The sequence below is a fragment of the Glaesserella parasuis genome (assembly GCF_002015085.1).
GTDB classification, from domain to species: Bacteria; Pseudomonadota; Gammaproteobacteria; order Enterobacterales; family Pasteurellaceae; genus Glaesserella; species Glaesserella parasuis.
Map to the genome: position 1 here is coordinate 1 of NZ_MUXW01000042.1, position 1,041 is coordinate 1,041.

Here is a 1,041-nt window from a genome sequence, read left to right on the forward strand (position 1 = left end):
CTTTTGCACTTGGTTCATTTCAGTCATAGAACTTGTCACAAACTGCACTTGATTGCGTAAAGACTGCATTTTGTCCGCCAGCGCTAAGAGGTGGGAAATCCCACCGCCTATTCCGGATAAAGCTAATAACGCTTGTAAACGCCCAAAGCATTTATTCAATTGTTCAGTAGCTGTTTCTGTTCTCTTTGCTGCACGTTCCACATTATTTAAATCTCGAGTGGATTTTTCTGCACCATTTGTGCGGATTTCAATTGCTAGTGTTGCTAAATCCGTCATAGCATTTCTCCAATAAAAAATGCACGATCTTGCGAAAGTGCGGTTAATTGTGGTCATATAACCACAGTTGAATTTTGTACCGTTATCTAATTTACAGGCATAAAAAACCGCACATAAAGTACGGTCAATTTAATAGCGGTAGCTCAATTTGCATTTTGTCTTCAAAGATTTTTAGCGTTGCTTCTAATAATGGCTTTTTACCTTTCCATTCACTTAAGGCTTTACCGCATAAACTTGCTAATTGTTTTTCGGCTTTATGTTCACCAAGTAAAGAGTAGTATTGCTCAAGTAGTGTTTGGCTACCTTTTGCCAATTCTTCCGCCATATAATCAAAGGCTTTGATATAAGAAATCTTAATTGCCATTGCCTTTTTGGATTTATAACCCATTACCAAAAGCATAAAGCCATTTTTGGTTAAATTGTAATATGGAGTAGGTCTACCATTCTGTAACTCATTGATTTTAAAGCAAACCTCAAAATTGAGTTTTGCAAAGTCCTCATCGCAATTTTCAATAAGAGATTTAATATCCCGCAATACATTGTCGTGTCGCTTACCAAATACCTTCGCTACAATTTCTGATGTAGTTACAGTTTGATGATCTTTGATTTGTACAAATTGTTTAAAATTTTCAGGGTTTGCTAATTGCATATTCGTGTCCTTTTATGATTTTATTTGATAATAAAAAACCCGACCATTTCTGATCGGGTTGAATTTCAGGTACAACAAAAAACCGCTTGCATCTAATGACACAAGCGGTTTGATAT

Annotated in this window: 2 protein-coding genes; both read right to left on the bottom strand. The window is 35.9% G+C overall.

Annotation, left to right across the window (positions count from 1 at the left end; translation table 11 throughout):
• A partial coding sequence (locus tag B0183_RS09795; RefSeq protein ID WP_131826773.1) for a hypothetical protein occupies positions 1-276 on the bottom strand: 276 nt, incomplete at its 3' end.
• A 124-nt stretch (positions 277-400) separates the two neighbouring features.
• Positions 401-925 carry a Rha family transcriptional regulator gene (locus B0183_RS09800; RefSeq protein WP_062924269.1) on the bottom strand — a complete coding sequence of 175 codons (525 nt, stop codon included), beginning with the start codon at positions 923-925 and terminating at the stop codon, positions 401-403.
• Positions 926-1,041: the final 116 nt, after the last annotated feature.